A 26,585-nucleotide genomic window follows, 5' to 3' on the forward strand; every position below is an offset into this window, starting at 1 on the left:
GGCAGCCCATGTCCATGAACCACATCCGCCCCTGGCGGAACATCGAACGCCGCAAGAGCCGCCAGATCCACGTGGGCAATGTGCCCATCGGGGGCGATGCGCCCATTGCGGTGCAGACGATGACCAACACATTGACCACCGATATCAAGGGCACCATCGCGCAGGTGCAGGCCGCCGCAGAGGCGGGCGCGGATATCGTGCGCGTTTCGGTGCCGGATGAACCCTCGGCCCGGGCGCTGAGGGAAATCGTCAAGGAAAGCCCGGTCCCGATCGTGGCCGACATCCATTTCCACTACAAACGTGGCATCGAGGCCGCCGAGGCAGGCGCTGCCTGCCTGCGCATCAACCCCGGCAATATCGGCGATGAAAAACGCGTCGCCGAGGTCATCCGCGCCGCCCGCGACCACAATTGCTCGATCCGCATCGGGGTGAACGCGGGCAGCCTGGAAAAACACCTGCTGGAAAAATACGGCGAGCCCTGTCCCGATGCGATGGTCGAAAGCGGCATGGATCACATCAAGATCCTGCAAGATCACGATTTCCACGAGTTCAAGATCTCGGTAAAGGCGTCCGACGTCTTCATGTCCGCCGCCGCCTATCAGATGCTGGCGGAGGCCACCGACGCCCCCATTCATCTCGGCATCACCGAGGCCGGCGGGCTGATGTCCGGCACCATAAAATCCGCCATCGGCCTTGGCCAGCTGTTGTGGATGGGCATCGGCGACACCCTGCGCGTCAGCCTTTCGGCGGACCCGGTCGAAGAGGTCAAGGTCGGCTTTGAAATCCTCAAATCCCTTGGGCTTCGGCACCGCGGCGTCAATATCATCTCCTGCCCCAGCTGCGCACGACAGGGCTTTGACGTCATCAAGACGGTCGAAACGCTGGAAGAACGGCTCGAACACATCAAGACCCCGATGAGCCTGTCGATCATCGGCTGCGTCGTGAACGGGCCCGGCGAGGCGCTGATGACCGATGTGGGCTTCACCGGCGGTGGCGCAGGCTCCGGCATGGTCTATCTGGCCGGCAAGGCCAGCCACAAGATGTCCAACGACCAGATGATCGACCACATTGTCGAAGAGGTCGAAAAGAAAGCCGCCGCACTCGATGCTGAGGCGGCGGCGGTGGAGCAGGCGGCAGAGTAACCGTTGCCCTTCATCTTTTCATAAATATCTCGGGGGTTTGGGGGCAGAGCCCCCATGTTCTCAGGAAATTGCCGGGACGCGCCGCCGCGGAGGTCACAGCGGTCGGGCGCGTCGACGGTCACAACCCTCAGCTGCGCCCGGCGCGGATCTCCTCGATCATGATCTGGATCTGATCGGCGGGCAAATAGCCCCGCAGCATGTCCTGTTCCAGCACAAAGGTCGGGGTGCCCGAAATCGACAGGGTCTGCGCCAGACGCCGGGTGCGTTGCAGCTGTTCTGTCACCTCCGGCGCGTCCATCTTGGCAAAGATCGCATCCGCATCCAGCGACAGCCCCTCGGCCATCCGCCGCATCGCCACCTCGTTGGGCTCGCCCTGAAAGGCGATCAGCGTGTCATGGATGTCCTTGTAGGCGTCGTCCCCGGCCACCAGCCGGGTGGCGATGGCAAAGCGCGAGGACAGTACCGAGGCTTCGCCGAGAATCGGGAATTCCTTGATGACAAAGCGAATATTGTCATCCGCGGCCAGCAGCGCCTCGATCTCGGGCGCGGCCTTGCGGCAATAACCACACCGGTAGTCCATGAATTCCACCAGGGTGATGTCCCCCTCGGGGTTGCCGCCGACCCAGGAATAGCCGTCGTCCTGCAATTCCTGCAGGTTTGCGGCCACAAGCGCGTCGTCGCGGGCGGCATCGGCCTGGGCCTGCTGCTGTTCCAGCACATCCACCGCTTCGAGGATCACCTCGGGGTTTTCCAGCAGATAGCTGCGCACGGCGGCGCCAAAGGCTTCCTGTTCGGCGGGACTCATATTGTCGAGGTCAAGCGCCCGGGCCGCCGGAGCGGTGAGAGAGAGCGCACAGGCCGCAATCATGGCCATGCGGGACGGGGCAATCATTTTCGTTTCCTTTTCTCGTCTTGTTCAAATGCGATCAGCACATCCTCGGCCCGTCGCCACGCGGGCGACCCTTTGGGCAGAATGGCCACCGCACGTTTTGCATGTGGGCCGGCGTCTTTCAGGCGCCCGCTCAGGGCATAGCGTTCGGCCGTGACCAGGGCGGCCATGCCGGTCTGTTTGGTCTGGGCATAGGCCAGGGACATATCCCGAAGCAAGGTTGCATTGCGAAAATCGAGACCACGGGCCTTTTCCATCGTGGCAAGTGCTGCCTTGGCATCTCCGGCCGCCAATTGCGCCCGTCCGAGACTGGCCAGGATCAGCGGCTCGTTCGGCGCCAATTGCGCGGCGGTGCGATAGGCGGCAACGGCGGCGTCCCAGCGGCGGTTTTCATAAAGCATCTGGCCCCAGAGTTCGTGATAATAGGCATCCTGCGGGCGCGCGGCCAGCAGCGCCTGCATGGTCTTCTGCGCGCCGGAAAACGCGTGCTGGCGGTGCTGTGCAACCGCCAGGCGCATCCGCTTCACATCGGCAAACGCCTCGGACGTGGCCCGCCGTTTGGTCCAGCTGGGGGCCCGGGTGAAGGCGGAGAGCTTGCCCTGCACCCGCGCCAGCCAATAGGCGGCCTCGGGGCGGGTTGCGGGACCTTCTCCGGCGCTGGCGACAAAGGCTTCGGCGGCGCGCATCCGGTCACGGGACAGCGGATGTGATCGCATGTAGGGATCCTGCGAGGCGCGGCTCAGCACCTCTTGCCCGGCAAAGATCCGGTGCAGGTCGACCATGCCCCTGGGGTTGATCCCGGCGGCCGTCAGAAAGCCGATGGCGGACCGGTCGGCAGAGGCTTCCTCGGCGCGGGTGTGCGACAGGAAGCTGCGCAGTGCGGAGGATTGCGCGCCAATCGCCACGCCCGCGCCCGCGCGCCCGCCACCTGCCGCCGCCGCAAGCATGCCAAGCGCCGTCCCGAACCCCGCCGCCGTGCTGGCGGACCGCATGTTCTGGATGCGGCGCCCGATATGGCCATTGGCGATATGGGCGGCCTCATGCGCCAGCACCGCCTGCAGCATCTCCGGCGTTTCCGCTTTGAGGATCAGCCCGTAGTTGACGAAGATCGCGCGGTGATCGATCACGAAGGCGTTGAAACTGCTGTCATCAACAACAAGAATGCGCACCCGTTTCGGGCTCAGCCCGGCCGCCGCAAGGATCGGGCGGGCCAGTTCCGACAGCCCGTGTTCAATATCGGCATCGCGCAGCAGTTGGATGGATCGGGCCTGCGCGGTGATCGGCGCAAGGGTCAGCGCGGCCACCAGCACCAGGCCCTGAAGCTGCACAAGCCCGCGAGGGCCCCTGACCGCGCGGGACAGAAGTCGAAACAGGCGTGCACACGGGATTGACGCCAGAGAGAATACGCGGTCAAAACTCATGGCCGCACCATGGGAGATCAACATGCGAAACTCAAGCCGGTCCAAGGTCGATCCCTTCATTGTGATGGATGTGATGGAAGCCGCCCGCAAAGCGGAGGAGCAGGGCCGTCATATCATTCATATGGAAGTGGGCCAGCCCTCTACTGGCGCGCCAGAAGCCGCGCGGCGGGCGCTTGCCGAGGCGCTTGATACAGACGCCATGGGCTATACCGTGGCGCTTGGCTTGCCGGCGCTGCGCCGTCGCATCGCGCAGCTTTATGGCGAATGGTACAATGTCGATCTGAACCCCGACCGGGTGGTGATCACGCCTGGCTCCTCGGGGGCGTTCATCCTCAGTTTCACATCGCTCTTTGACAGTGGCGACCGGGTCGGCATCGGCGCGCCGGGCTATCCGTCCTATCGCCAGATCCTGAGCGCCCTTGGCATGCAGCCCGTCGACATCCAGACCGCGCCGGAGCATCGCCTGCAACCGGTGGCGGAGGATATTCGCAACCAGAACCTGGCCGGTCTGATGGTGGCCAGCCCCGCCAACCCTACCGGCACCATGCTCGACAAACCGGCGCTGGCGGCGCTGATGGAGGCGGCACAGGCCGAGGGCGCCAGCTTTATCTCTGACGAGATCTATCACGGGCTGGAATATGAGGCGAAGGCGGTGACGGCGCTGGAAGTCTCGGACGAGGCCTATGTCATCAACTCCTTTTCCAAGTATTTCTCCATGACCGGCTGGCGCGTCGGCTGGATGGTGGTGCCCGAGGATCATATCCGCACCGTGGAGCGGATCGCGCAGAACATGTTCATCTGTGCCCCGCACGCCAGTCAGGTCGCGGCCCTCGCGGCGATGGATTGCCACGAGGAACTGGAGGCCAACCTTGCGGTCTATGCCAGGAACCGCGCCCTGATGCTGGAGGGGCTGCCCAAGGCCGGGTTCACCAGGATCGCACCGCCGGACGGGGCGTTTTATGTCTATGCGGATGTTTCGGACCTCACCGACGACAGCCGCAGCTTTGCCGCAGAAATACTTGAAAACGCAGGGGTTGCGGTGACGCCGGGGCTGGATTTCGACCCGGTGCGCGGCGCCACCACGCTGCGGTTTTCCTATGCGCGTTCAACGGCGGACATCGAGGAAGGGCTGGCGCGGCTGAAGACCTTTATGGAGGCGCGAGGTTGATGCGACTGATTGCGGCCCGGGTCCTGACCTGCCTGATCCTGTCCTGTGTGGCGCTGTTGCCCGGGGCTGCGCAGGCGCAGGGGTTCTCCGCCCTGGCGCGTGTCCTGCCGGAGCAGAGCCGTCTGGAAGATTCCGGCGCCGGGGTGGCGCTGCAACTGGGGCTCAGCCAGGGCGTGCCCTACCGGATCTTTGCGCTGGATGATCCCTATCGGCTGGTGCTGGATTTTCAGGAGGTGGACTGGACCGGGTTGCAGGCGGAGACCTTTGACCGGTCGGAGGCGATCACGCGCGCCCGGTTCGGCGGCTATGTGCCCGGCTGGTCGCGGATGGTGCTGGAGCTAACCGGCCCCATGCAGCTGCGCACCGCCGCGATGGAAATCGATCCCGAGACCAGCGCCGCCACCCTTTCGGCGACCCTGGCGCCCACGGATGCGGAGACCTTTGCCGCGACGGCTGGCGCTCCTTATGATCCGCGTCTGGATCTGCCCCCGCCGAAGAAGTTCGAACCCGCCACCCCCCGCGACGCGGACGCACCGCTGGTGGTGATGCTGGACCCGGGCCATGGCGGCCTTGATCCCGGCGCCGAAGCCGACGGCGGCATCGCGGAAAAGGACCTGATGCTGGCCTTTGCCTATGATCTGGGCGAGCGGCTGGTGCGCTCCGGCGCGTTCGAGGTGCTGCTGACGCGTGAGGGCGACTATTTCGTCTCGCTCGAACGCCGCATCGCGATGGCGCATCAGCAGGGGGCGGATGTGTTCATCTCGCTGCATGCGGATGCGGTGACCGAGGGCATGGCCCATGGCACGGTGGTCTACACCCTGTCCGATTCCGCCTCCGATGTGGCGTCCGCCAAACTGGCCGAGCGTCACGACCGCGCCGATCTCCTGTCCGGCAGCGATCTGAGCACCGCCGACGACGTGGTCACCGACGTCATGCTGGACCTGGCGCGGCAGGAAACCCATCCGCGCAGCACCGCGCTGGCGCGCGCCGTGATCGAGTCGCTGATGGAGCAGGGCGGACCGGTCAACCGCCGCCCGCTGCGCACCGCCGGGTTCTCGGTGCTGAAGTCCGCCGACATCCCCTCGGTGCTGATCGAGCTGGGCTTCATGTCGAGCCCGCGGGATCTGGAACTGCTCACCGATCCTGACTGGCAGGCCCGGACCGCCCAGGGCATCCTCAATGCCTTGCTGGCCTGGCGCGACGCGGATGCCGCCCGCCGGGCCTTGGTGCGGCAATGAGGCGGGGCGGCATCAGGAATGAGCCGGGCTACCGGTCTCTCCCCTTGCCAACCACCGCGCCCGCTGGTTTTTGCCGGTCGCGGACACACATCGGATTGTGAGCATACAGCCCCGCGCGGGTCTGCTATGCTATCTGCCACCCCATCCGCCGGTGCGTCCTTGCGCGCCTGCGATCACGTTTTGACCCTTGTCATGTTGGCGCCTATATAGGGCGCACCGTGCGAGAGAGGCCCACACTGTGCTTAGATTCATACTGTCCATCCTTGGAGCGATTTTCAGTACCATTACCCTTGGAATCGGGGTCATGGCGCTGTCGATCGGGGCGATCTTCTGGGTCTACGGACGCGATCTGCCAAGCCATGAGTCGCTGGCACAGTACCAGCCGCCAACCATCAGCCGGATCTATTCCGGCGAGGGGCAGCTGATCGACGAATTTGCCAAGGAACGCCGGCTGTTCACACCCTCAAACGAGATCCCGGCGCTGGTGAAACAGGCGTTCATCTCGGCAGAGGACAAGAACTTCTACTCCCACGCGGGCTATGACGCGCGCGGCATCCTTGCGGCGGGGATCGAGGCGGTCAGATCGCGCGGACAGAACGTGCGCGGTGCCTCCACCATCACCCAGCAGGTGATGAAGAACTTCCTCTTGTCCGGCGACCGCCGCGCCGAGCGCAAGATCAAGGAGATCATCCTCGCGACAAGGCTGGAGGAGACGCTCACCAAGGACAAGATCCTGGAGCTCTATCTGAACGAGATCTTCCTCGGGCAGAACTCCTACGGGGTGACGGCCGCGGCGCAGACCTATTTCAACAAGACCCTGGGCGAGCTGGAACCGCATGAGGCGGCGACCCTGGCCGCGATGCCCAAGGCGCCCTCCGACTATCACCCGGTGCGGGAACGCGAACGGCTGCTCGATCGTCGCAACTACGTGCTGCGCGAGATGAAAGAGAACGGCTATATTTCTCAGGCGGTCTATGAGGTGGAGCGCGACCAGCCGCTGCGCTCGGTGCAGAACGGCGATTTCGACGCCTTCCGCACGGCGCTGCCGCCGCGGGATTACTTCACCGACGAGATCCGCCGCCAGCTGTCGGTCGATTTTGGCGAGGGCGAGTTCTTTACCGGGGGCTTCACCATCCGCGCCACCATCGACGCACAGATGCAGGAGGAAGCCGCCCGGGCCATGCGCAAGGGGCTGGAGAAATTCGACCGCTCCACCGGCATCTGGCGCGGCACCGATGTGACCCTGCCGCAAGAGGCGCTGGCGGATGAGGCCAGCTGGCGCGCGGCCCTGACCGAAAGCGATGTGGCCCGCGATATTCTGACCGAAGAGGGCGCCTGGCTGCCCGCCGTGGTGCTGGAGGTGGCTGACAATGCCCTGACCCTCGGGATCGAGAGCGTCGAAGGCACGGGCACCGTGCCGCGCGCCGACATCAAATGGCTGAAGGGCAATTTCTTCGACAATTTCGAGGTCGGCGACGTCATTCATGCCATGGCGGTGCGCGATGGCGATGCGGTGTCGCATTGGTCGGTGCGGCAGGTGCCCGAGGTGCAGGGCGGTTTTGTCGCCATGGACGTGAACTCGGGCCGGGTGCTGGCGATGCAGGGGGGCTTTTCCTATCAGCATTCGGTGTTCAACCGTGCCACCCAGGCGCAGCGCCAGCCGGGGTCGAGCTTCAAACCCTTCGTCTATGCCGCGGCGCTGGACAGCGGCTACAGCCCGGCGACGATCGTGATCGACGCGCCGATCGAGATCAACACGCCGCAGGGCGTCTGGCGGCCGAAGAACTCCACCCACAAGTTCTATGGCCCGACGCCGCTGCGCACCGGCATCGAGATGAGCCGGAACCTGATGACCATCCGCCTGGCACAGGAGGTCGGCATGCCGGTTGTGGCAGGCTATGCGGAACGCTTTGGCGTCTATGACAACATGGGCACCTTCCTTGCGAACTCGCTGGGGTCGGAGGAAACCACGCTCTACAAGATGGTGGCAGCCTATGCGATGTTCGCCAACGGCGGTGAACGGGTGGAGCCGACGCTGGTGGACCGGATTCAGGACCGGCTCGGCCAGACCATCTACCGTCATGATGATCGCGACTGCGTCGATTGCAGCTACACGGAACTCGAGCCCGGACGCGCGCCCAAGATCGTGACCAATCGCGAACAGGTGATGGATCCGATCACCGCCTATCAGCTCACCTCGATGCTGAAAGGGGTGGTGGATCGCGGCACCGCGTCGAGTGTCATCAACCTGCCGGTGCCCGCCGCGGGCAAGACCGGCACCACCAATGACGCGCGCGATGCCTGGTTCGTGGGCTTCACCTCCAATATCGTGGCGGGGTGCTACATCGGCTATGACAACCCGCGTCCGATGAAGGGCGGGCGGGGCTACGGCGGCACCCTCTGCGGGCCAGTGTTCCAGCAGTTCATGACCAAGGCGACCGAAAAATACGGCGGCGGACCTTTTGACGTGCCCCCCGGCGGCCACTTCATCAAGATCGACCGCTACACCGGCGGGCGGCTGCCCAATGATGCCAGCGGCGCCTATGTGGTGGCGGAGTATTTCCGCGATGGTGAGGAGCCGATCTTTGGTCTGACCTATGATGGCGGCTTTGGCATGGGATCGAACCTGCCGCTGATCGAGGAAGTCACCGAGTCCGGTCGCCAGGTCACCACCTCCAGCGGTGGCACGGCGGTGCTTGGACCCAAGGCCACCTTTGGGGATGTCTCCTCCGGTGGGCTTTACTGACACAACCGGTTTGCGCGTCGGGCGGGCGGGGGCATTCCCGCTTGCCCGCGCTCTTGTAGTGGTCCCGGACGTGCGGTATCACCCACTCTCAAACAAGATTTCAAGGAATGTCCATGCGCGCCGAGATCCAGACCATCGTGGCCGATATCGAAAAATCGCTCGACCTGCTTGCCCAGCGGATGAACTGGGAGACGGCGGAATTCCGGCTGGAGGAATTCAACGCGCGGGTCGAGGACCCCAACCTCTGGGATGATCCGGCCGCGGCGCAGAAACTGATGCGGGATCGCCAGTCTCTGGTTGATGCGATCGACACCTACAAGGCGATCAAACAGGATCTCGACGACAGCGTCGAACTGATCGAACTTGGCGAGATGGAAGAGGACGACGAGGTCGTCGCCGACGCCGAGGAGACCCTGAAGGCGCTGAAGGAAAAAGCCGCCAAGAAGGAGCTGGAAGCCCTTCTGGATGGCGAGACCGACCCCAATGACGCCTTTCTGGAGATCAAGGCCGGCGCCGGCGGCACCGAGGCCTGCGACTGGGCGTCGATGCTGGCGCGGATGTATGTGCGCTGGGCCGAGAGCCGGGGCTTTACCGTCGATTTGCAGGAAGAGCAGGCCGGTGCCGAGGCGGGCATCAAATCCGCCACCTACCAGATCAAGGGCCACAACGCCTATGGCTGGCTGAAGTCCGAGAGCGGCACCCACCGGTTGGTGCGGATCTCGCCCTTTGGCAAGGGCACGCGCGAGACATCCTTTGCCGCCGTGGGCGCCTATCCGGTGATTGATGATAATATCGAGATCGAGGTCAACCCGGCCGACATCCGCATCGACACGTATCGGTCGTCCGGTGCAGGTGGTCAGCACGTCAACACCACCGACTCTGCGGTGCGGATCACCCACGAACCGACGGGCATCGTGGTGACCTCATCCGAGAAATCGCAGCACCAGAACCGCGACATCGCCATGAAGGCGCTGAAATCGCGGCTCTATCAATTGGAGCTCGACCGTCGCAACGCCGAGGTGAACGCCCTGCACGAGGCCAAGGGGGACGCGGGCTGGGGCAACCAGATCCGATCCTACGTGATGCAGCCCTACCAGATGGTCAAAGACCTGCGCACCAACCATGAGACCGCCGACACCAAAGGGGTGCTGGATGGCGACCTCGACGGGTTCATGGCGGCAACGCTCGCGATGAAGGTGGCCGGCAAGAGCCGCGCCGACGCCCAAGGCGAAGACTGACGCCATGCGCAGATCTGCTCGGAAGCTGGCCGCGCTCACATGCCTGCTTCTGGCAGGCGGCCTTCCAGCAGCGGCACAGGATCGTGCCCCCCGTCCGGAGACAGAAGACGCGGCACTGTTGACCCACCTCGGGGGGGATGGCTGCGTGATCGGCCCGCATAGCGCGGGCGCTGCGACGGCGGCGGGGTTTGACGGGGACGCACTGACGGCCCTCGGCGCGCGGCTTCTGGCAGACGGATCTGCAGAAAAACAAGGCGACTGGATTGTGCTTGGCCCGGAGGTCTGCACGATCCGCATTCCCGATGTCAGATCAGAGTTGACGCTGAACAGTCCCGAGGTTCAAGCCACCTTGCGGAGAGACTTGCGGGTGCCTTCGCTGGCGTACCTTCAAGATTCTCCTGAGACGACGGCAACGCTTCGTGAGCAGGGCTTGTCGTTGCGTGATTTTCAGGAAGAAGGAATATCGGCTGACGAGCTGCGCGAGGTTGGTATAGACCCGGATGACCTCGCCGAACATAAGACACGCCCTCATTGCCTTTCCGGGGGGGTAACTGCTTTGATGGAAGAATTAGTAGAAAGCCGTGGTTTGTCGCAAGACCAGAGTTTCCGTATGGCGATGGAGTTCTTCGCAGCAGGTCTAAGTGAGGGAAAACTCACGTTTTTCTCTGACAACTTACTCGCAACCCCACCCGGTTTCATGCTGACAGAGACCGCATGCTGGACACCGGTGGAGCAGGCTGCAATCACCCGCAGCCATGCCATTCTGGAGCAGCATTTTGGCAGGTTCGTCAGGGTGCGCGGCGCGGAAACCTCTTGCGATACGACGAATGAGGTATCTGACGCTCTTATGGGCAGGGAGGCGCATCTGCTTTGGACGCAGTTGGCAGGTCGCGAACCTGAAAATGCCTGGATCGGAATTGAGGTGTTTTTGATCGCTATTGGCGCCGGATGGTTCGAAGGCGCGTCAGCAACTGAAAAGGGCAGGCCGCGTCCGCCGTTGTGCCGTCTCTAGGCGTCTCTGTCCGTCGGGTGTTTCCGGCCATTGGCGCTACGTTGGCCTGACGGCCACGCCCCTTGCTGGCGCGCAGGGCTCCCGCCCCCGGTGCAGGCATCACAGATGCCCTTCCGGCGTTGGGCGTGGCAGCCCGCCCTGCGGGCGGGCTGCGGGCGCGCGGGGAGATCTGACACCGGCAGGACCTGCGGTGGGCCCGGAGAGTTTCGGGGCTTTCCAGATGGTTATCCGCACCCTAGGCTTGGTTTCGGCAGGATCAGGAGGCCAGGATCAGGGGGAGGATGCGATCATGCTTTGCGACAGGACGGCCACCGCGCTTGTGCAGGACTTGCAAAACGGGGCGCTGCGGGCCGAGACGCTCATGGAGGCGACGCTTGCGCGGATTTCCGAACGCAATCCGGAGCTGAACGCCATTGTCGCGCTGCGCCCGGCCGAGGATCTGATGGCAGAGGCCCGGGCGGCGGACGCGGTGCCGGTGGCAGAGCGCGGCGCGCTGCACGGCATCCCGATGGCGATCAAGGATCTGGCCAACGCACGGGGTTTGGTCACCTCTCAGGGATCGCCGATTCTGGCCGGGAAGGTGGCAGAGACGGACGACATCTTTGTCGCGCGGCTGCGTGCGGCCGGGGTGATCGTCATCGGCAAGACAAACACTCCGGAGTTTGGCCTCGGGTCGCATACCTACAATCCGGTCTATGGTGCAACCCGCAACGTGATCGATCCGACGCGGTCGGCAGGCGGGTCTTCGGGTGGGGCGGCGGTGGCGCTGGCGGCGGGCATGGTGCCGCTGGCGGATGGCTCCGACATGATGGGGTCGCTGCGCAATCCGGCCGGCTGGAACGAGGTCTACGGCCTGCGTCCGACCTGGGGCTGGGTGCCGTCGGAGCCCGCGGGAGACATGTTCCTGCACCCGCTGTCCACCAACGGTCCGATGGCGCGCACCCCGGCAGATCTGGCGCTGTTGCTGGATGTGATGGCGGGCGGGGACGCCAGATTGCCGCTGCACAGGGGCGCGCGGCCCGTGCAGCCTCTGCGCAGCGTCGCGCCGCTGCGGCTGGGCTGGCTGGGAGACTGGGGCGGCGCCTACCCGATGGAGCCCGGGGTGCTGGAGACCTGCGAGGCGGCACTGGCGCGGTTCGAAGCGCTGGGGCACAGCGTCACGCGGCTTGCACCGCCGTTTCCGGCCGAGAAACTCTGGCAGAGCTGGACCACGCTGCGCTCCTTTGCGGTGGCAGCCGGGCTGCGACCGCTGCTGGCGCAGCGCGACCAGTTGAAAGCGGCCGCCTGCTGGGAGTTGGAGCGCGGCATGTCCTTTGCGGCAACAGAGATCCAGGCGGCTTCGGATCTGCGTGCGGCATGGATGCGCGCCGCCGCCCGGATGTTCGCGCAATATGACGCGGTGCTGCTGCCCACCGCCCAGTGCTGGCCGTTTCCCGTCGACTGGACCCATCCGCAGCAGATTGCCGGGGTGGAGATGGACAGCTACCATCGCTGGATGGAGGTTGTGGTGCCGGCAAGCCTGATCGGCCTGCCGGCCCTGGCTGTGCCCGCAGGCCGGGGGGCAGCGGGCCTGCCGATGGGGATGCAGATCATCGGCCCGCACAACAGCGACGCGCAGCTATTGGGGCTTGCTGCGGCCTATCATGCCGCTGCATCCTGACAGGGACCGAGAGCCAAGCAAGCGGAGCCAGCAACGGGCGGAGGCAAGGATGACAGAGACAATCGGAGCAGTTCAGACCGACCCGCGGCCAGCGGGGGTTCCGGCGCTTGGGCCGGTGACCAAAGCAACCCTGCGCCAGGCCCTGGCCAGCGGCTGGACGGATTTCCGCAGCTGTCCTCGGTACGGGCTGATGTTTGCGGGATTCTATGTGCTTGCCGGCTGGGTCATGGCCTGGATCACGCTGCAGACCGAAACCAGCTACTGGCTGGTGCTGGCGGCGATCGGCTTTCCTCTGATCGGGCCCTTTGCGGCGGTAGGGCTCTATGAGGTCTCGCACCGTCTGGAGCAGGGGCAGGCGCTGGATGCGCGGGGTATCTTTGGCGTCATTCTGGCGCAGAGCGGGCGGCAGCTGCCCTCGATCTGTGCCATAATCGTGGTGGTCTTTATGTTCTGGTTCTTTCTGGGGCACATGATCTTTGCGCTTTTCCTCGGCCATATGCCGATGGTCAATGTCTCCACTTCGATGGAGGTGTTCCTGACGTTTCAGGGGCTGACCATGCTGGCGGCGGGAACCGCGATCGGTGCCTTGTTTGCGCTGTTGATCTACATGATCACGGTGCTGGGGCTGCCGCTGCTGCTGGATCGGGAGATCGATTTTGTTACCGCGATGATCACCAGTTTCACCTATGTGCAGGCCTATCCGGTGCAGATGCTGGGCTGGGCGGTGCTGGTGGCGGTGCTGACGTTCCTGGCGCTCTTGCCCGGGTTTCTGGGGCTGCTGCTGGTGCTGCCGTGGCTCGGGCACTCCAGCTGGCATCTCTATCGGCTGCTGCGCGACAGCGCCGCGTGACCCATCAGCGAAACGGCGTGCCCAGCTGCAACAGCCGCTTGTGGAAGGGAATGATGTCCGGCGCGCTGGTAAAGCCGCATCCGCGCGCTGCGGCAATGGCGGTGCTGACGTCATTGCCGAGGTATTCATAGATCATCCGCAGCACCCGTTCGCCGCTCTCGCTTTCGCGGATGGTGCGGGCGACATAGCCGGTCCAGAGACTGTTTTCGGCGGCAGAGACCCGGGCGAGATAGTTGAAAGAATAGGTCAGCGTGTTGCGGCGGCTGAGCACAAAGGCCACGCCGTCCTCGTGACAGGTCATGTAACCGCGGTATTCGCGGGTGGGGCCGTAGGTGGACAGCCCCTGAAAGCGCATGCCGGCGCGCGGCTCATAACCCTTCACATAGGTGATCCCGTCGATGCGGTGCACATGGACGATGCCCAGAACAAAGCTCTCTTCGCTGATGAAGCTGCGGCGGGTGAACCGGTAGAAGCCGGAGGGGAAGACATCCTCGGTGACGCGGGTGATGCCGGTGTCGAAGAAGTCCTTCAGGTAGTCGCTGTGGACCACATTGCCCTGCGGCGGGGCAAGGGCCTGCACGGGATCGAGCAGGATACGGGCGTCAACATCGAAGAAACTACAGATCCGGTCCAGCACGTCCGGCCGCGGGAAGCTCTCGCCCGACAGGTAGCGATTAAACTGTGTGCGATTGATCCCCAGCCTGCGTGAAAGTTCCGAAATCGACGGGTAGTCGCGGGACAGGCTGCGCAGATTGTCCCCGAACACTGTCCTCAATTCGGCGGGAGATCGGTTATGTTTCAACATGTTTGTTCCGCAAAATGCTGGCTGGCCCTGAACTGCATCAATATGTGACGCGAATTGGGTGCAAATGAGCTCTATGTGACGCTTAATAGTATCAATGCAGACACAAATTGCAATTCCCTATTCGACAGTTTGGGATGTTTGAGACTTCCGAATTGACGCACAATGGAGTCGGAAAAGCATGGGGAATGCTATGATCGGGGTTGTCGTCTGGGCCGATACCGCCAAGAACAAGGCGGTTATCTGGTGTGAAGATCAAAGAGATTTGGCGTATTACCTGCGTCCGTCGGAGGCGCGGGAGGGCTGTGTTCCGAACAAGGGAGACCTTGTGGAATTCGAGACGCACTACGAGGGCAATATGCGTATTGCGGAGAATGTGATGGTTCTGGAAGCCCAGACCCAGAGCACGCTTGCGGATGCCCTGCAGGCCGGAGAGCGATGGAACCGACGCGACAGCAATGGCTATCGCGGTGCACAGGTTGCGACCCTCTCGGTGCCAGAGCGTGGGGAGCGGTCCGAACTGCGCCGCAAGCCGGCACAGCGGCAGGAGCGCGAGAGCGCCACGATCCTGTCCTTCCCGGATCGCATGCGGGCCTGAGGCCTGAAGGGCTGTTCCCGGCGCAACCGTCTCGCTGCCAGAGTGCGGGGCAACCCGCTCCGCCTGTGCCATCCGGTCCCTATCGGGCGGTGACGAGGGGTGCGTGACGCGGCACAGCGACAGTCGTACCCGGAGCGGTGTCATGACCCCGACCGGGAGGCGCATTGGCGCTATCCCAGCCAATCGCGGGACGTTGGTAACGAGCATAGGCTGCAAGTCAGCGCCGCTCTAGACGCCAGCGTTCTGTCGCGAGGGTTTGGCCATCAACAGACGGGTCAAAGTGACCTCAGCCCAATGGGACGCATTTCGGAGACCAAAATGGAAAAAGCGCATCAAAGGATGCGCTTTTTTCAGGTTTGAGCCTTGGTCAGATGCGACCAAGGCCGTTGGGGCTACCCGCTGATGTTGGGTGCCCCGCAGAGGGGGGTTATTCGCCGCGCAACAGCGCCGCCACGCCGGTTCGCGCGATCTTGGTCAGGCCAAGCGGGCGCATCAGATCGGCAAAGGCATCGATCTTGTCCGGGGTGCCGGTGATCTCAAAAATGAAGCTGTTGAGCGTGGTATCCACCACTTTGGCGCGGAAGATATCCGCCAGCCGCATGGCTTCGACGCGTTTTTCGCCTTCGCCCACGACTTTGACGATGGCCAGTTCACGCTCCACAAAGGGGCCCGCCACGGTGAGGTCGGTGACCTCATGCACGGGCACGATGCGGCCGAGCTGCGCCTTGATCTGTTCGATCACCTGCGGCGTGCCGGTGGTGACCACGGTGATGCGGCTCAGATGCCCGGTGTGGTCGACCTCGGCCACGGTGAGGCTGTCGATGTTGTAGCCACGGCCCGAAAACAGCCCGATGACGCGCGCCAGTACGCCGGGTTCATTCTCCACCAGCACGGTGATCGTGTGCCGCTCCTGCACGTCGGAGAAATTCGGGCGCAGGTTATAGGCGGAGTGCTTGGTAGCACCTTTTTTGATGTGTAGGGCAGACATGTCAGTCCCTTTCCTCGAAATATCGGGGCGAGGCGCGATCGGCGCGCCTCGCAAGCAAACCTCAGATGATCAGACCAGAACCGCGCCGCCGGATTGGATGACGCCCTGCGTTTCCGCGGCGCCGAGCAGCATCTCGTTATGCGCCTTGCCTGAGGGGATCATCGGGAAGCAGTTCTCGTGCTTTTCCACCAGGCAGTCAAAGATCACCGGCCCGTCATATTCGATCATTTCCATCAGGGCATCATCCAGATCCGCCGGATCGGAGCAGACAATCCCTTTGGCCCCGAAGGCTTCGGCGAGTTTCACGAAGTCGGGCAGCGCTTCGGACCAGCTGTGAGAATAGCGCTCGCCATGCAGCAGCTCCTGCCACTGGCGCACCATGCCGAGGCGTTCGTTGTTGAGGATGAACTGTTTCACCGGCAGGCGGTACTGGGTCGCGGTGCCCATTTCCTGCATGTTCATCAGCCAGGAGGCTTCGCCCGCCACGTTGATCACCAGCGCATCCGGATGGGCGATCTGCACGCCGATCGATGCCGGTGTGCCATAGCCCATGGTGCCAAGGCCACCGGAGGTCATCCAGCGGTTGGGGTCTTCAAAGCCCAGGAATTGCGCCGCCCACATCTGGTGCTGGCCCACCTCGGTGGTGATGTAGCGATCCCGGCCCTTGGTCAGCGCTTCGAGGCGCTCCAGGGCATATTGCGGCTTGATGGTCTTTTGAGAGCCGGCATAGGTCAGGCAGTTCACCGCGCGCCATTCCGAGATCTGGCCCTGCCATTTTTCAAGCGCGGCCCGGTTGGTCTTGCGCCCGCGGCTCTTCCAGACCTTGAGGATGTCCTCGAGCACATGGGCCACGTCGCCGACGATCGGGATGTCGACGCGGATCACCTTGTTGATCGAGGAGGGATCGATGTCGATATGGGCCTTTTTCGAGTTGGGCGAGAAGGCGTCGATGCGGCCGGTGATCCGGTCGTCGAAGCGGGCGCCGATATTGATCATCAGGTCGCAGTCATGCATCGCCATATTGGCCTCGTAGAGACCATGCATGCCGAGCATGCCGAGCCATTGTTCCCCGGACGCGGGATAGGCGCCCAGCCCCATCAGGGTCGAGGTGATCGGAAAGCCGGTGGCCTCCACCAGTTCGCGCAGCAGCTGGCTCGCGGCCGGGCCGGAGTTGATCACGCCGCCGCCGGTGTAGAACACCGGGCGTTCGGCCTTCTCGATGGCGGCGACCAGCTCGGTGATCTCTTCCATGTCGCCCTTGACCACGGGCTGGTAGTGCGAGGCCGAGGGTTTTGGCGGCTGGTAGCTGCCGGTGGCGAACTGCACGTCCTTGGGCACGTCGATCAGCACCGGACCGGGGCGGCCGGAGGTGGCGACGTGAAAGCCCTCGTGGATGGTGGCGGCCAGGGCGTCGGTGTCCTTCACCAGCCAGTTGTGCTTGGTGCAGGGGCGGGTGATGCCGACGGTGTCGGCCTCCTGGAAGGCATCCGAGCCGATCATGAAGGTGGGCACCTGGCCGGTCAGCACCACCAGCGGAATGGAATCCAGCAGCGCATCGGTCAGGCCTGTCACCGCATTGGTGGCGCCGGGACCGGAGGTCACCAGCACGACGCCGGGCTTGCCGGTCGAGCGGGCATAGCCCTCGGCGGCATGCACCGCGCCCTGTTCGTGACGCACCAGCACGTGGCGAATGTCATTTTGCAAGAAGATTTCATCGTAAATGGGTAGAACAGCGCCGCCGGGGTAGCCGAATACCGTGTCCACGCCCTGATCCTTGAGGGCTTGAACAACCATTTTTGCGCCGGTCATTTCACGTGTCATCTGCTTTGCTCCAGTTCACGACATCGTCTTTCGTCTGTGTCGCCCCGAGGCCGGTCTTGATGGCGTCGGGCGCGGCGGGTTTGGCATAAAAAAGCCCCCGATTTTGAGGATCGGAGGCGCATGGGTTTGATTATGGTCTACCGTCACCGGCCCATGCGCGTGTGTCCTACGATTACGACTAGCTGTGCCATCGTCAGAGGCTCCTTCATGCGTTCCGGGGCGACATTATGGGCGGCGGCGCGGAGGGTCAACCGCAAAAATGCCGATTTGGAGGGGTGGTGTGGCGTTTTGTTTCTCTGCAGTGGTGATTTTGGACATTTTTGCCAAGAACTGGCGCGGGTTTTGAAACGCTGGCGGGGCGACGGGTGCTCAGTGGAGCGCCTGCGGCGCACAGGTTCAGCAGCGCCTGTGCGCTGCCGGTTGCGAGGCGCTGCCTCGCGCTCCGAGGTTTTTGGGAAAAGGCGAAGGGTCGGGCGCAGGGGCCGCCGGGCGGCAGCCCGGCGCCGGGCCCAACGGGAGCGGATCGGGCCCTGCCGATCCGGCGACGGGCGGGAGCGCCCCCGTTTCGGGACGCACTGCCGCCTGCGCCGATACCGGGCTCAGATGCCACGTCCGGTGCCCTGCAATACGCCGTGTTCCAGGGCGTAGCGGGTGAGGCCGGCGGTGGAGGAGATCCCGAGCTTGCGCTTGATGTTCTTGCGATGGGTTTCCACCGTGCGCACCGAAATATCGAGTGCGATCGCCACTTCCTTGTTGGATTTGCCCTGCGCCAGTTCCAGCAGGATGGTCTGTTCGCGCCCCGTGAGCGCCTCGCGGTTGCTGCCGGTGCCGGGCGAGAGCGATCCGGCGGCGCCGGTGCACAGGTACTGTTCGCCGCGCATGACCGCGTCGATGGCGGTCTTGATCTCTTCGGGCTGCACGTCCTTCAGCACGTAGCCCACCGCGCCATGGCTGAGGGCGGTGGAGATATATTCCGGGCTGTCATGCATCGACAGGATCAGCACCCGGGTTTCGGGGCGGCGTTCAAGGATGATCTCGGTGGCGCTGAGGCCGCCGACATCGGGCATGTTGAGGTCCATCAGGATCACATCCGGGGACAGATCCTCGGCCCGGGCGATCGCCTCGCGGCCGCCGGAGACGGCACCGACCACATCGATGTCGGCATAGCTTTCCAGGATCGACTGAATGCCTTCGGCCACCATCGGGTGATCGTCGACGATCAGGATGCGGGTGATGTTCTGCATGATAGGTTCCTCGCTCCCGGTCTGGACCGCGTCAGGGCAGGCGGTGGGCCGCGACCTCGTCGCCGGGGGGCAGCAGGTGGCTCAGCGGCAGGCTGGCCTCGATCACCGTGCCGCTGCCGCTCTTGCCGAGGGTCTTGCCCGGACCGGCGTTGCGAGATGACAGAATGCGCAGGGTGCCGTCAAGCTGTTCCATCCGTTCCTGCATGTTGCGCAGCCCGATCCCGGCGCCGCTGCGGGCCTGCTCCGGGGGCAGCCCGCTGCCGTTGTCGGTGATTCGCATGGTCGCGCCCTTGGCATGACCGCGCAGATCCATGGTGACGCGGGTGGCCCCGGAATGGCGTTCGATATTGGTGAGCGCCTCCTGCGCGACGCGGTAGAGGGCGATCTTTGCCTCCTGGTCCAGCCGGTTGCGAAACACCACCGTGGTGAACTCGGTGACGATGCCGGTGCGGGTGGCAAAGTCATCGGTCAGCGCCTTCAGCGCCGGGCCGAGGCCGAGGTCATCCAGCACGCCGGGGCGCAGATCGCGGCTGATGCGGCGCACTTCGGTGATCGCGGTGGCCAGCCCGTCGACGCCGCGATCCAGTGGCTGCGCCACCGCGTCATGCTCGCCGCGCGAAATCCGGCGTTTCACGGTTTCCAGCGCGTAGCGCACCCCGACCAGCAGCTGGCTGATGGAATCGTGCAGTTCGCGCGCCACCCGGCCGCGCTCTTCTTCCTGGGCATCAAAAACCCGCTGGGTCAGCTCCTTCAACTTGGCATCTGCCAGCCGCCGCTCGCGAATGTTCAGCAGCATGCCGGAGGCAAAGACCAGGATCAGCGCCACCAGGGTGATCGCCCCGATATAAAGAAAGGTGCGCCGCACGCGGTTTTCGACCTCCTGGCGCGAGCTGGCGATCGAGGCGAGGACATCGTCGATGAACACGCCGGTGCCGACGGCCCATTGCCAGTCCTGTAGCCCGACCACATAGGCGATCATCTGCGCTTCTTCGCCGGTGGAGGGTTTCTCCCACATGAAACTGTGCCAGCCGGCCCCCTGGCGGGCGATGTCGATGAAGGTATCGACGATAGGCACGCCATTGCCGTCGGTCAGCCCTGACCAGTTGCGGTTGATGAACTCGGTCTGGCGCGGGCTGACCAGATTGGTGCCGTCGTAGTCATAGACAAAGAAGAACCCGTCCTTGCCATAGATCATCGCGCTCAGGGTCTGGGTGACCTTTTCCTTGGCGGCCTGATCATCGGGGGCGGCGGGGCCGTAGATATGCATGAACCCGTTGCGGGCCTGGGTGACATAATTGCGCAGCTCGGCCTTCTTGGCCTCGATCAGCTGCCGCTCCAGCACCTGGATTTCGCGCTCGGCCATCGAGCGGGACTGTATCGCCACCAGCGCGGCGATGCACAGGCCCGCCACGATCAGGGGCAGGGTGGCCAGCAGTGACAGCTTTTGTGCGTAGTTCGGACGAAACAGGCGCCGGATCATCTTGTGGTCCCGAATATGGCTCTTTGGGCGGGCGTGCGGGGTGCGTTTCGAATCGTTACGGCACTGGCGCGCGGAATCAAAGCCCGGAAACCTGTCGGCCCTGTGTGATCGCCCCGAACGGGCGCGTCCAAGATGTGAATGACAGCGATCCGAGTGAAAAAATCGCCGTTTCTACGTAGTACTTGGTATTCACATGTTTCACGGGCAGGGTAGGGTTGTGCCACTTCAAGAAGGCCGCGCGAGGAAGGGCGCACAATCGTGTGTCGGAGCGGCCAATACGTTTTGGGAGGAAAAGAACATGGATCGTCGATCCTTTCTGAAGACATCTGCTATGGGCGGCTCCGCTGCTGCCGCATCCGCCGCGCTGGCGGCTCCGGCCTATGCGCAGGGCAACCGCACCCTGACCATGGTCACCACCTGGGGCCGTGGCCTTGCCGGCGTGCATGACTCCGCACAGCGTGTGGCCGACAGCATCACCGCAATGACCGACGGCGCGCTGACCGTTGACCTCAAGGCCGCAGGCGAACTCGTCGGCGCGTTCGAGGTGTTTGACGCCGTGACCGCCGGTCAGGCCGACATGTATCACGGTGCCGACTACTACTTTGTCGGTCAGCACCCGGCCTATGCGTTCTTTACCGCCGTGCCCTTTGGCATGACCGCGCAGGAACTGGCGAACTGGTACTATCAGGACGGCGGCATGGAGCTGCACGACGAGCTGGGTCAGATCTTTGGTCTGAAATCCTTCCTCGGCGGCAACACCGGCGCGCAGGCCGGTGGCTGGTACTCCAAGGAGATCAACAGCCCCGACGACTTCAACGGCCTCAAGTTCCGTATGCCGGGTCTTGGCGGTAAAGCACTGGGCAAACTGGGCGCCTCCGTTCAGAACATCCCGGGCTCCGAAGTGTATCAGGCGCTGTCCTCCGGTGCGATCGACGGCACCGAGTGGATCGGGCCCTGGGCGGACGAAAAAGCCGGTTTCCAGGAAATCACCAAGACCTATTACACCGCGGGCTTCCACGAGCCGGGTGCGGGTCTGTCCGTGGCGACCAACCGCGACGTGTTCGAGAGCCTGTCTCCCGCGCATCAGAAGGTGATCGAGATCGCCTCCGCCGAAGCGCACCAGTGGAACCTGAGCCAGTTCCTCGCCAACAACGGTGCGGCGCTGCAGCGTCTGCAGGCCGGTGGCGTCAAGGTCATGGAATTCCCCGACAGCGTCTGGGATGCCTTCGGCAAGGCGTCGATGGAAGTGCACCAGGAAAACATGGGCGACGATCTCTACAAGAAGATCTACGACAGCGCCATGGCGTCGATGAAATCCTCCTCCGCGTGGATCAACACATCGTCCGGCACCTATGTGGCACAGCGCGACCGCGTTCTGGGCTAAGGTCCCACGACACGCCTGAAACGGATCCCCCGCGTCTGATGCGGGGGATCTCTTTTGCACTCGCGGTCTGATGCGCCGCGTCGCCGGACCTGTCCGATGAAAGACGCGCCCGACCGCCTGCCTGACCTTCCGGGGGAGCCATGCAGGACGACATGAGTATTTCCTTTTTCGGCGCGATCGGCGGCTTCCTTTGGTGGCTCGCCTCGAATGTTTTTGGCGCCTTCTACAATCTCGGCTATGCCGTCACCCATCCCGAGCTGTGGCTCGACTGGCTGACCTGGGCGGGCACCACCGAGGACAAGCAAGCGGTGATGCGCTTTGTCTACTACGGGGGCTCGGTCGAGTTCTTCTTTGTGGTCTTTACCACATTCTTGGTGCTGACCGGCGTCGGGATCTATTTCCGCGGCTTCATGTGGGGCATGGTGCGCGCGCTTGAGGGCTTTGCCAACGGTCTGGGCCGTTTCTTTGCCTGGGCCGGGCTGTTGATGGTGGTTCAGCAGATCATCATCGTGTTCATGCAGCGTGTGTTTGCCCGCCCGGACATGAGCTTTGGTCTCGGGATTGCACTGGAAAAAGACATCTCCTGGTTCGCCGAAGAGCTGAAGCTCTATAACGCGCTCGTGGTGTGTTTCTGCGTCACCTACACCTTTGTGCAGGGCGGCCATGTGCGGGTGGACCTCGTTTATGCCGGGATTTCGCATCGCGCCAAACGCGTGGTTGATATGGTCGGCTCGCTGATCTTCATGATGCCGGTTGCGGTTCTGACGTGGATGTACGGCTGGTTCTTCCTGTGGCGTCACCTGATCGTGCCGAACCCCTCGGCCTCTGATGCCCTGGATCGTCTGGTGATGAAGGCCCGCGCGCTGCGCTGGAACGTGGAAACCATCGGGTTTTCGCCCAACGGCTTTGACGGCTATTTCCTCTTCAAGATCCTGCTGGTCGCCTTTGCGGGCCTCGTGTTCCTGCATGCGGTGGCGTTCTTCTACCGCTCTTTCCTCGAGTTCATCGAGGGTGAGGAGTCGGAAGGGAAATACCTCGACAAGGACAGCCTTGGCGCAGGCGAAGAAGCCTATGAAGGCGCTCATTAACTAAGGGACAGCACCCATGCTATTCGGACTTGATGGCGTCGAAATCGGCCTGATCATCGTCTTTCTCTGCCTCTTCGGGGGCATTCTCTCGGGCTTTCCGGTGGCCTTTGCCATCGGTGGCGCCGGGGTCATCTCCTTCGGGATCATCGCCGCACTGGACAGTGCCGGACTGCTGATCCACCAGGCCATTGACACCTCCAGTCAGGCCTACCGCGATATTGTCAATTCCGGCGTGAAGCCGGATGTGATCTCCGTGTTCCGATACCCGGAGTTGCCACGGATCGGCGAACCCGTGTTCCCGCAGGGCTGGGAAGTTGCGATGGACCGCAACGTCTCCTTCATCGTGAACCGGATCAACGAGCGGGTGCTGGCAGGCGCGTCCATTGAAACGCTGCTGGCGGTGTTGATGTTCGTCCTGATGGGCATCACGCTGGAACGATCCAAGATCGCAAACGATCTGCTGACCACCATGGCGCGCGTCTTTGGCCCGCTACCGGGCGGTCTGGCGGTGTCCATCGTGGTTGTGGGCGCGTTTCTTGCCGCCTCCACCGGGATCGTGGGCGCGACCGTTGTGACCATGGGCCTCCTGGCGTTGCCGACGATGCTGCGCAACAACTACTCGCCGGAACTGGCGACGGGTGTGATCGCGGCTTCGGGCACCCTGGGGCAGATCATTCCGCCCTCCATCGTGATCGTGCTTCTGGGCACGCTGGCCGGTGATCTCTATTCCACCGCGCAGGAAAACCGCGCGCAGGAGGCGGGCTGTACGGACGCGCTGACCTATCTCGGTGAGCCTGCGGTGGTGTCGGTGGGCACGCTGTTCCAGGCGGCTTTGCTGCCGGGCATCATGCTGGCGCTTCTTTATGCGCTTTATGCCTTTGGTTATGCGCTCCTTAATCCGCACAAGGCACCTGCGGTGCAGATGGGTGCGGCCAATGAGGAGCCGATCACCCGGGGAGAAAGCCTCACCTGGTTCCTCGGCGTTCCGGCAGCCCTGATTGTCGGCACCGTGCTCCTGAGCAGCATGAATATCGTCGGCAGCCAGAACATCACCGTCTCGGCCTTCTCCGACGCGGGGCAGACCGCAAGCCTGCGCACCAATGTGGGTCCGGAGTGTCAGGCGGCGATGATCGACCTGCATGGTCAGGCGGCCTGGGATGCGGCCGTGGCCGAACAAGCCGAAATCGACGCCGCCGGCGGCGTGGAAGAAGCGCATAAGCTCTCGGAAGAAGAACTGACCACCGCGCTGGAGCAGAAGATCGGCAATGCAGCCCCCATTGGCTCCGGCATTGCGACGATGATCGTGCTTCTGGGTCTGACGCTGGCGGTGGGCCGTGGGGTTGCCCCCTCGCGCGATGCTAAGCCGCTGATCCTTGGCGCCATTGGCCTCTTGCTGCTGGCGCTTGTGGATGTGCTGGCGATTTCGCCGACCACCTCGGCGTCGGCCACGGTGGCGTGGATGCTGTTGCCGACATTGCTTGCGCTTTATGGCTGCAAGGAAGCGGCGGCGCGCTGTGCCCGCAATGACCTGATCCGGGTGGTGTTCCCGCCGCTGGTTCTGATCGTCGCGGTGCTGGGCTCGATCCTGGGCGGGATCACCAACCCGACGCCGGCTGCGGCGCTAGGGGCCGGTGGGGCGATCATGCTGGCGGCCTATCGTCGTCTGAAGGACGAGGGCCAATCCGGCAATATCATCATCTGGGCCACCTTCGCGGTGATCCTCGCGATCCTGACCGGCGTGAATTTCGATCTGCGCATCAATCAGGACGTGGTTCCGGCAGAAAGCTATGCGGCGTTCTTCTTTGCCTATGCCTGCTACCTGTTTGCGCTCTTTGGTCTGCTCTACGGGATCTGGGTGCTGTTCCGGGGCGGGGTGATGACGCCGATCGTGCGCGAAACGGCCAAGGTCACCTCGATGGTGTTCACCATCCTGATTGGCTCGCAGCTGTTGAACCTCGTGGTGATCTCCTTTGGCGGCGAACACTACATCCAGCAGTTCCTGAAGAGCTTTGACAATGAGCTGACGGTGTTCCTGATCGTGATGATCGTTCTGTTCATCCTCGGCTTTGTGCTCGACTTCCTGGAGATCATCTACATCGTGATCCCCATTGTCGGGCCGGTGATCTATGGCGGCTCGTTCGACCCCAAATGGGTGACGATCATGGTGGCGGTGAACCTGCAGACCTCCTTCCTGACGCCGCCCTTCGGCTTTGCGCTGTTCTACCTGCGTGGGGTGGCGCCCAAGGAGGTCACCACCGGGCATATCTATCGCGGGGTGCTGCCCTTCGTGCTGATCCAGGTGGTGGGGCTGTCGATCCTGTGGTTCTTCCCGTCGATCGTGACCCTGGTGCCGGCGCTGATCCCGAACTGATCGGACATTCCAACCAAACGGAAAAAGGCCCCGCTGCGGCGGGGCCTTTTGCTGTTCTGAGCCAGGCTCGGGGCGGTGCCCCTCGCGGCCGGCCGCCAATGTTGCGGATCTTCGGGCGGCGGCGCGGTTCGGGGTCAGGTGAACTGGATCAGGTCCCAGCGGTTGCCGAATGGATCCCGCCAGACCGCAACGGTGCCGTAGGGCTCATGCCGAGGCGTTTCTTCGAAGCGCACGCCTGCGCGTTGCATGGCGGCATGGTCGCGGGCAAAATTGTCCGTGGCGAGGAACAGGCCGACGCGGCCGCCAAACTGGTTGCCGATGGCGGCCTGTTGCTGATCCCCGTCGGCGCGGGCCAGGATCAGGCTGCCTTGCCTGTGATCGGCTGTGGTGCCGGGGGGCTGGATGCGCACCCAGCGTTTATGGCCCTGATCCACATCCTCCATCAACTGCCAGCCAAGCGTGCCACAGTAAAAGGCGATGGCCGCGTCATAGTCCGGTACGACGAGGGAGACAGCGAGGAGATATTGCAGGGGATTACCTCTTGGAGGGGTGTTTGCCTTGCGGCAGCTGGATATTGGCCACCTGTTCGGCAATCGGCGCCGTGCACAGCGGGTGCTCCTGTGCGGCGAATGTTTCGGGGTCCTTCAGTGGCACCCATTCGCCGCCGAAATAGACCTCCAGCCCCGAGAAATTGGCCTTGTAGCCCATCTTCTGGCTGCCGGGCACCCAGTAGCCGAGGTAGATATAGGGCAGCCCCGCCTCGCGCGCGATCTCGATATGGTCGAGCACCATGAAGGTGCCGAGCGAATTCTGCGGCAGGTCGGGCGTGTAGAAGGAATAGACCATGCTGAGCCCGTCATCGAGCACATCGGTGAGCGCCACCGCGATCAGGGCATTGGTGTCCGGATCGGTGTATTCGACCACACGAGTCCGCACCGGGGTTTCCTCGACCATGGCGGCATATTCGAACACATCCATATCCGCCATGCCGCCATCCGCGTGGCGCTGGTCCAGATACTGACGGAACAGCGCGTATTGATCTTCGGTGGCCCAGGGCGAGGTGGCGCGCCGTTCCAGGTGGCGGCTGCGGTTCAGGGTCTTGCGCTGGCTGCGGGTGGCGCGAAAGGCCTCGACATTGATGCGCGCGGACATGCAGGCGGAACAGTCGGAACAGGAGGGGCGATACAGCACATTCTGCGAACGCCGAAACCCCTGCTGGCTGAGCGAGTTGTTCAGCTGCTCCACCCCGTCGCCTTGCAGTGCGGTGAACAGCTTGCGCTCCATCCGACCCTCCAGATAGGGGCAGGGCTGCGGAGCCGTCACATAGAACTGGGGGGCGATCGGAAGGGTGTGGCGCATGCGGGAGGTCGTGGGCTTTCTGGTCTGTTTTGGCGTGAGACTGTCGTGATTGAAATGGGTTGGACCGGTCCGGGGGGCTGATAGCA

General features: G+C 63.6%; 21 protein-coding genes. 12 read left to right on the top strand and 9 right to left on the bottom strand.

Going from position 1 to position 26,585, the window contains the following annotated elements; translation table 11 throughout:
• The first annotated feature begins 8 nt into the window (after positions 1–8).
• Positions 9–1,142, top strand: a complete 1,134-nt coding sequence (gene ispG, locus ACXAF5_RS08555) for a flavodoxin-dependent (E)-4-hydroxy-3-methylbut-2-enyl-diphosphate synthase (protein WP_239321954.1) — start codon at positions 9–11, stop codon at positions 1,140–1,142.
• A gap of 127 nt (positions 1,143–1,269) precedes the next feature.
• On the opposite strand, the gene ACXAF5_RS08560 is transcribed toward ispG, so the two are convergent.
• Positions 1,270–2,034 carry a DsbA family protein gene (locus ACXAF5_RS08560; protein WP_474946279.1) on the bottom strand — a complete coding sequence of 255 codons (765 nt, stop codon included), beginning with the start codon at positions 2,032–2,034 and terminating at the stop codon, positions 1,270–1,272.
• On the bottom strand, positions 2,031–3,476 hold the full coding sequence (locus ACXAF5_RS08565; RefSeq protein WP_474946280.1) for a M48 family metalloprotease: 1,446 nt from the start codon (positions 3,474–3,476) through the stop codon (positions 2,031–2,033). Before ACXAF5_RS08565 ends, ACXAF5_RS08560 begins: the two co-directional genes overlap by 4 nt.
• On the opposite strand from ACXAF5_RS08565, the gene ACXAF5_RS08570 reads away from it, so the two are divergent.
• The 7 genes from ACXAF5_RS08570 (at position 3,475) to ACXAF5_RS08600 (ending at position 13,364) form a co-directional block, all read left to right on the top strand.
• Positions 3,475–4,620 carry a pyridoxal phosphate-dependent aminotransferase gene (locus tag ACXAF5_RS08570; protein WP_474946281.1) on the top strand — a complete coding sequence of 382 codons (1,146 nt, stop codon included), beginning with the start codon at positions 3,475–3,477 and terminating at the stop codon, positions 4,618–4,620. The genes ACXAF5_RS08565 and ACXAF5_RS08570 overlap by 2 nt on opposite strands.
• Positions 4,620–5,858, top strand: a complete 1,239-nt coding sequence (locus tag ACXAF5_RS08575) for an N-acetylmuramoyl-L-alanine amidase (protein WP_474946282.1) — start codon at positions 4,620–4,622, stop codon at positions 5,856–5,858. The genes ACXAF5_RS08570 and ACXAF5_RS08575 overlap by 1 nt, the downstream gene beginning before the upstream one ends.
• Before the next feature lie 238 nt (positions 5,859–6,096).
• Positions 6,097–8,604, top strand: a complete 2,508-nt coding sequence (locus ACXAF5_RS08580; protein ID WP_474946283.1) for a penicillin-binding protein 1A — start codon at positions 6,097–6,099, stop codon at positions 8,602–8,604.
• Between the two features lie 113 nt (positions 8,605–8,717).
• Positions 8,718–9,842 carry a peptide chain release factor 2 gene (gene prfB, locus ACXAF5_RS08585; protein ID WP_474946284.1) on the top strand — a complete coding sequence of 375 codons (1,125 nt, stop codon included), beginning with the start codon at positions 8,718–8,720 and terminating at the stop codon, positions 9,840–9,842.
• Between the two features lie 145 nt (positions 9,843–9,987).
• Complete coding sequence (locus ACXAF5_RS08590; RefSeq protein WP_474946285.1) at positions 9,988–10,854, top strand: hypothetical protein; 867 nt, start codon at positions 9,988–9,990, stop codon at positions 10,852–10,854.
• A 289-nt stretch (positions 10,855–11,143) separates the two neighbouring features.
• Positions 11,144–12,514, top strand: coding sequence for an amidase (locus ACXAF5_RS08595; RefSeq protein WP_474946286.1), 1,371 nt, complete (start codon positions 11,144–11,146; stop codon positions 12,512–12,514).
• 49 nt (positions 12,515–12,563) lie between these two features.
• On the top strand, positions 12,564–13,364 hold the full coding sequence (locus ACXAF5_RS08600; protein ID WP_474946287.1) for a DUF2189 domain-containing protein: 801 nt from the start codon (positions 12,564–12,566) through the stop codon (positions 13,362–13,364).
• A gap of 4 nt (positions 13,365–13,368) precedes the next feature.
• Here the strand turns inward: ACXAF5_RS08600 and ACXAF5_RS08605 are convergent, their stop codons facing one another.
• Positions 13,369–14,169: a helix-turn-helix domain-containing protein gene (locus ACXAF5_RS08605; protein ID WP_239321935.1), complete on the bottom strand. Its 801-nt coding sequence runs from the start codon at positions 14,167–14,169 to the stop codon at positions 13,369–13,371.
• Positions 14,170–14,347: 178 nt separating this feature from the next.
• On the opposite strand from ACXAF5_RS08605, the gene ACXAF5_RS08610 reads away from it, so the two are divergent.
• Entirely contained in the window at positions 14,348–14,764 is a 417-nt protein-coding gene (locus ACXAF5_RS08610) for a hypothetical protein (protein WP_239321933.1), read from the top strand.
• A gap of 427 nt (positions 14,765–15,191) precedes the next feature.
• Here ACXAF5_RS08610 and ilvN read toward each other — a convergent pair whose 3' ends face one another.
• The 4 genes from ilvN to ACXAF5_RS08630 form a co-directional block, all read right to left on the bottom strand.
• A complete protein-coding gene (gene ilvN / locus ACXAF5_RS08615) occupies positions 15,192–15,752 on the bottom strand; it encodes an acetolactate synthase small subunit (protein ID WP_239321931.1) in 561 nt (186 codons plus the stop codon).
• A gap of 69 nt (positions 15,753–15,821) precedes the next feature.
• Complete coding sequence (locus ACXAF5_RS08620; protein WP_239321929.1) at positions 15,822–17,573, bottom strand: acetolactate synthase 3 large subunit; 1,752 nt, start codon at positions 17,571–17,573, stop codon at positions 15,822–15,824.
• A gap of 599 nt (positions 17,574–18,172) precedes the next feature.
• Complete coding sequence (locus ACXAF5_RS08625) at positions 18,173–18,817, bottom strand: response regulator transcription factor (RefSeq protein ID WP_239321927.1); 645 nt, start codon at positions 18,815–18,817, stop codon at positions 18,173–18,175.
• Positions 18,818–18,848: 31 nt separating this feature from the next.
• A complete protein-coding gene (locus ACXAF5_RS08630) occupies positions 18,849–20,297 on the bottom strand; it encodes a cache domain-containing protein (RefSeq protein WP_474946288.1) in 1,449 nt (482 codons plus the stop codon).
• A gap of 298 nt (positions 20,298–20,595) precedes the next feature.
• On the opposite strand from ACXAF5_RS08630, the gene ACXAF5_RS08635 reads away from it, so the two are divergent.
• The 3 genes from ACXAF5_RS08635 (at position 20,596) to ACXAF5_RS08645 (ending at position 25,140) form a co-directional block, all read left to right on the top strand.
• The gene (locus tag ACXAF5_RS08635; protein WP_239358851.1) at positions 20,596–21,681 is read left to right on the top strand and encodes a TRAP transporter substrate-binding protein; all 1,086 of its coding nucleotides are present in this window, start codon (positions 20,596–20,598) and stop codon (positions 21,679–21,681) included.
• Positions 21,682–21,821: 140 nt separating this feature from the next.
• Positions 21,822–22,769, top strand: coding sequence for a TRAP transporter small permease subunit (locus ACXAF5_RS08640; RefSeq protein ID WP_239358853.1), 948 nt, complete (start codon positions 21,822–21,824; stop codon positions 22,767–22,769).
• A gap of 16 nt (positions 22,770–22,785) precedes the next feature.
• Positions 22,786–25,140 carry a TRAP transporter large permease gene (locus ACXAF5_RS08645; RefSeq protein ID WP_474946289.1) on the top strand — a complete coding sequence of 785 codons (2,355 nt, stop codon included), beginning with the start codon at positions 22,786–22,788 and terminating at the stop codon, positions 25,138–25,140.
• A 134-nt stretch (positions 25,141–25,274) separates the two neighbouring features.
• On the opposite strand, the gene ACXAF5_RS08650 is transcribed toward ACXAF5_RS08645, so the two are convergent.
• Both ACXAF5_RS08650 and ACXAF5_RS08655 read right to left on the bottom strand, forming a co-directional pair.
• Positions 25,275–25,670: a VOC family protein gene (locus tag ACXAF5_RS08650; RefSeq protein ID WP_474947818.1), complete on the bottom strand. Its 396-nt coding sequence runs from the start codon at positions 25,668–25,670 to the stop codon at positions 25,275–25,277.
• A gap of 4 nt (positions 25,671–25,674) precedes the next feature.
• Entirely contained in the window at positions 25,675–26,499 is an 825-nt protein-coding gene (locus ACXAF5_RS08655; RefSeq protein WP_239321918.1) for an arginyltransferase, read from the bottom strand.
• Between the last annotated feature and the right edge of the window lie 86 nt (positions 26,500–26,585).

Source organism: Epibacterium sp. ABV4_022 (assembly GCF_056159345.1).